This is a genomic window from Daejeonella sp. (assembly GCF_044232565.1).
Classification (GTDB): Bacteria; Bacteroidota; Bacteroidia; order Sphingobacteriales; family Sphingobacteriaceae; genus Daejeonella.
Map to the genome: position 1 here is coordinate 1 of NZ_JBIILQ010000197.1, position 5,270 is coordinate 5,270.

Below are 5,270 nucleotides of genomic sequence, written 5' to 3' on the forward strand. Positions count from 1 at the left end.
CCCACAGAATATTATTCCCCTAAATATAATAGCCATTGGGCACCCAATTGGTGATGAACATGCTGAGGATAAATATGAACCAAAAAATATTCACTGGGACAAATGGTAATACAAAAAATGCATAATCCACTTTAAAATTGAGAAAAAATTAGAAATTGAAAAAAAGCTATGGCAAAAACTATTGCAGAACACTATTCTGAAGAACTAGAAAACTGGGATCAATCCCTAAAATTTTACGCGACTGAAATGGATCATATTGAGTCAAAATTATATGAAATCTTGAGGAGAAATTCTGTCGTGGGGCTTGCCGAAAAAGTTAATTCTTATCAAACACTTTTAGGAAATTTATCGGAAAAATTTGACTCCATTTTGGAGTCTATTGAAGAACAAGAGGCCGAACTCACGAGTGATGGACAACTTCTTGAAGACGCACTCATAAACTTTGAAACCGAAAAGCTCCAATCAGAGTTGAGACAAAAAATGAAGGGAGTAGAAAAAAAATTCATAAGCGTTAAATACGACTGCAATAATTTTTTAACTGAAGTATTAAAAAATTAACAAAAGCTAATTTTTTAATAGTATAAAAAGAGCTGATTAAATAAATCAGATAATTTCCGCGACATGAGTTCTAATATTTGCTCCAATTTTATCGATAGGCAAATCATCCGGATCTAGTCCGAAAGGATCTTCAATCGACTCCGCAATAAGCTCAAGCGAGGCCATTACATAAAATATGAAGGGTACCGCAGCGATTACAAAATATCCCATTGAGAAAACAAAGCCTACAGGCAGAGTCAAAACATAAATGAAAATAAATTTCTTAATAAAGGAGCTATAGGATAGTGGTATAGGCGTATTTTTTATTCGCTCACAAGCACCACAAACATCTGTAAAAGAGTTCAGATCATTGTTTATCACTAATAGCTGATCGCCACTGATAAGCCCTTTTTGATAAAGCGAGGCACTTCTAGAAACGATCATGGAAGCCACTTGATTTGGACCATGTTTAGCGGCATCGAGCGTTTCAAATTCAGGATGCTCAATGGAATCAAGCATAAATAAGGTTTTATTGGAGCGAAGATGGGTGAACAAAGTTTCGGCAAAGAGAGGAATAGATTTTTTATAAAAGCTGCGGTTCACTTGATCATCTTTATCGAGAAAAGCATTCATTTTCATAGCTAAACTACGACTAGAATTGGTTAATGTTCCCCATTGTTTACGCGCTTCCCACCAACGATCATAGGCAGTATTAGTACGAAAAACAAGCAATATTGACATCACAAAGCCTAATAGGTTATGAACAATCGTAATATTTTTTACCCAAGCTACATCAGAAAGCTTGATGTACTCAAGCTCATAATATGCTATCCCACCCGAATAGGCAGCTAAAGCGAGCATTAGCGGGAATAATTTACGCGCAGTATCTGAACGATGAAGATAAAAGGTTGAGTAAAACCAATCTTTAGGATTATATACGATCATGCTGCAAAATAAGGAAATGAATATGAAATAAGGAAATAGTTTGGCGAGGAAAAAACCTGTATTTAATAAGCCTCCCTAGCGTTCCTTTGAAAAAAAACTTGATATAACTTTCATGTGTGGAGCAGTTAAGATTGCAATTGCCATAAAGAAAATAGCTAACAGCCTTTCTACATTACCCCTGAATACCATAAACAAAATAGCAATCATTAGGAATGAGAGTCCGTTGGTGACCCATGATTTACGGTAAATAAACCAATAGCTTTTATCTTGCCAGCCAAGAAATTTTTTAATTTCTACCATCGAAAGCCCTGCATGCCAAATATTAAAATATAGTCCGAAGCCAAGCAAAATCGGTAAATTAAAAACAATAAGCATCAGCAAAGCAAGTTGTAGAATAGCTTCAAGCTGTAAAAAGCCCATTTGCTTGTTCCGAATAAGGTAAATTAGTAAAACTGGTATAAATAGGAGAATGGAGCTTATCATCACTTCCATTTGGTAACCATACAGCAATTTTAATTTTTCAATTTGGCTATAGTCGAATCCGGGGAAACCGAGTAAAATGGCTTCCACTTGGGGGAATTGATAAAGAAGGTAATTTACAAGAAAAAGAAGACCGTAAATAGAAAACAGAGCTCTAGAGCCCAAGTTGGCTTTCAAACCCAGACTTTTCAGGTCCATCTCACCAAAATGATAGGCCGAAATTATGATAAACACTAAAATGGATAACTCTACGCTAATTACCCAAAGGAGTGAATAAAGGAGAGCAAAGCCGAGGTAAAAAAGTAGAAAATTGGCTAGCGATTTAATGCTCATTAGCTCCTTACGTTCATGATGATAAATAAAATGATCTAGCGAACCGTGAGGTATTCCAAAGAAAAGCACTCCTAAGCCAAAAAACACAAGCTGGATAGTTTGATTTATCGGAAAAATATAATGCACTAAAAACAAGGCACTTGCAAAAAAGAGATACGTAAAGCGAAGATATTTAGATTTTAGCTTGAACATATTTAAGCACCTGTTTTAAAAATAAACGCTTTGGCAATGTACTAAAAAGAGACATTTCTTCCAAAACACTTGAATGTTCATCTAGGAAGGTCAATATTTTATTGAATGAATTCCTTGAAAATAGCTGGTCCATAATTGTAGCTACTTTTTCAGGCTCATTTTGAATTATTTGAAGTAGCAGACTATCATAGAAATGGAATCTGGCTAGGCCTTTCATTTTACCAATCGTCGGATTAGGGTTCAAAAAACATTGTATTAAATATTCGGTATGTCTTGAAATTCGATTAAAGGCATAACCCGTACTAGGCTTAATCAGCCCGGCAGCAGAGCCAATTTGAATCACACCATGTTCACTTACAGCTGGGAAATCAAAATTGGTCATAGGGATTTTACCCTTTTCCTCTCTAATAATTTCGAAGGTACAATCAAATTTATCGGAGATATATTTTTCAAGGTAAGAATTGTAGGTATAATCGGTATAAGAATCAACTTTTGAAAAAGACGTAAACTCAATTAAGGCTTCTGTTTCGGAAAAAGGTAAAACATACATAAAATGTGTTGCACCATCTTGAGGAATGCTAAAATCCATGATAGTAGCCTGATTAGACCTAAAAATTGGGCGATCAGATTTCACGAATAAACCTTTAAAATGTTGCCATAACAGCAATTTATTAGACTCAAGGGAGCCGGCATCTAGCAGACTACTATAAACATGATTGGCCTGATAGCATTTATTGGAGGTAATGACTTGCTTGATTCCGTTTTCAGACTTAAACTGCCTAACATTCTCATAAACCACCTTAATGCGGGAAGATTGATCAATAAGCTGATGGTGGTATTCAAAAAAACGCTCACTGTTGATATAATTATACCTGTAGGGCGCAATTTCTTTTTTTAAATCGGAGCTTGAAGAAGAAAAATTTAAAACCGACCAATACTTACTGATTAAAAAATCATATTCAGATGGCTTGCTAGTCCAGAAGCACCAAGATTTATGAGCGGGATGCAGATTGCTCTCAATCAATAAAATGTCACCAGTTTGCTCGACAGGTAATTTAAGCAAGGCATTAATTAACTGCATGCCTGCACAGCCACCACCTACAACAATAATATTAGCATCCATCATTAAACTGAAAAATAAATAAAAAAGGAATATAAAATAAAAGGTATCCATGAAGGATACCTTTTATTTAAATTAATTAAAATTCAATTTGTTAAGGGATAGATTATGCTTTTTTAGCTTTTGCTGTTTCAGCAACTGCTACAGAATAGATAACTAAACCGAAACCAATTTTATTGATTGCATCAGCTAAGTTGTAGAACAAATCAATTGAACTAACATCAAACATACCTGATAATAAGTTTCCTGGCAATACCATGTATCCTATTGGATAGATAGACCAACCAAGGGTAATAAAGATTTTCAACAAGAACATAGCTCTTGATAATGCTGGGCTATTTGATTCTTTAGTTAATCTAGCAACATCGCCTGCGAATACTTCGTAAACAATGTACAAGTAACCAAGAGTAGAAAGAACTCCCCACATAATATTGTTGTCAATACCTGAGGTTTCGCCAATAAAACCAAAAATTAGCATCGCTAATGAACCAAGAATCAACTTGAATAAAGTTGAACCTTTTGCGCCAAATGGCTTGGTTAATAAGTAAAACTCTACACACATCAATGGAACAGTTAGTGTCCAATCTACATATCGGAAAGCTGTTGGGCTTTGTCCTGTTGCAAGATAAAAATCTCTCATGTAGTAGTAGTGTACTGCTGCAATTCCAGTAATTAATCCTGAAACTAACAAAGAAATTCTCCACTTTGGATCTACTGAACCTCTTTCAACGAAAAAGAAAACTGCAGACGCTAGCATAGCCATATAACCTATAAAGAAGGTAATAGCTATTGGGTCACCGTTTGTAATACGCGCTAAAGCATCTGAATCAGCAGCCATCGCACTTAGAATTAATGTTGACATATAATACGTTTATGGTTAATCCTACTCGTATGGCTTTTCAGTTCCGCCCAGTTTTTTATAGTGCGCCTGCTAGCACTTAATTAATTCTAAACTAAACCTAGGAAATAAAAATTATAAAAACGAATAAGTAATTGTACTTATTTTATAAGAAATTAATAAATAGGGAAATAATAGTGGTGTGGAAATCAGAGATTATCTTTAAAATAAAAGCGTTTTAACTGCATTGAGGGCAGTAATTTAGTTAATGAATATAATAAATGTTTCAACACGCATTTGACAATTACAAGACAATTAAATCATTGAAAACTCTGCTTTTGTTTTGTGTTTTTTATCAAAATCAGGAAAAATTCGGCAATTAAAATTGTAAAATGGATTAAAAATGTTGATTATTGCACTAGAAATTCAATCATTAAATAGATTAAAACCCGGGGGATTAGCTCATTTGGCTAAAACGCTTCGATAGGCTTGAAAGGGATGAGTGGTGAGGGAATAGATTTTAATAAAACGGGGGATTAGCTCATTTGGCTAAAACGCTTCGATAGGCTTGAAAGGGATGAGTGGTGAGGGAATAAATTTTAATAAAACGGGGGATTAGCTCATTTGGCTAGAGCGCTTCGATAGGCTTGAAAGGGATGAGTGGTGAGGAAATAGATTTTAATAAAACGGGGGACTAGCTCAATTGGCTAAAACGCTTCGATAGGCTTGAAAGGGATGAGTGGTGAGGGAATAGATTTTTAATAAAACGGGGGATTAGCTCATTTGGCTAAAACGCTTCGATAGGCTTGAAAGGGATGAGTGGTG

Annotated in this window: 5 protein-coding genes; 1 reads left to right on the forward strand and 4 read right to left on the reverse strand. The window is 35.1% G+C overall.

The window, feature by feature from the left end:
• Window positions 1-168: 168 nt before the first annotated feature.
• Window positions 169-558, forward strand: coding sequence for a hypothetical protein (locus ACILQF_RS10230; protein ID WP_395627311.1), 390 nt, complete (start codon window positions 169-171; stop codon window positions 556-558).
• A gap of 45 nt (window positions 559-603) precedes the next feature.
• Here ACILQF_RS10230 and ACILQF_RS10235 read toward each other — a convergent pair whose 3' ends face one another.
• The 4 genes from ACILQF_RS10235 to ACILQF_RS10250 all read right to left on the reverse strand — a co-directional run bounded on the left by ACILQF_RS10235 (window position 604) and on the right by ACILQF_RS10250 (window position 4,469).
• The gene (locus ACILQF_RS10235; protein ID WP_395627312.1) at window positions 604-1,482 is read right to left on the reverse strand and encodes a bestrophin family protein; all 879 of its coding nucleotides are present in this window, start codon (window positions 1,480-1,482) and stop codon (window positions 604-606) included.
• Between the two features lie 75 nt (window positions 1,483-1,557).
• The gene (locus ACILQF_RS10240; RefSeq protein WP_395627313.1) at window positions 1,558-2,487 is read right to left on the reverse strand and encodes a Brp/Blh family beta-carotene 15,15'-dioxygenase; all 930 of its coding nucleotides are present in this window, start codon (window positions 2,485-2,487) and stop codon (window positions 1,558-1,560) included.
• Window positions 2,468-3,661, reverse strand: coding sequence for a lycopene cyclase family protein (locus tag ACILQF_RS10245; RefSeq protein WP_395627314.1), 1,194 nt, complete (start codon window positions 3,659-3,661; stop codon window positions 2,468-2,470). Before ACILQF_RS10245 ends, ACILQF_RS10240 begins: the two co-directional genes overlap by 20 nt.
• 52 nt (window positions 3,662-3,713) lie before the next feature.
• The gene (locus tag ACILQF_RS10250) at window positions 3,714-4,469 is read right to left on the reverse strand and encodes a bacteriorhodopsin (RefSeq protein WP_395627315.1); all 756 of its coding nucleotides are present in this window, start codon (window positions 4,467-4,469) and stop codon (window positions 3,714-3,716) included.
• Between the last annotated feature and the right edge of the window lie 801 nt (window positions 4,470-5,270).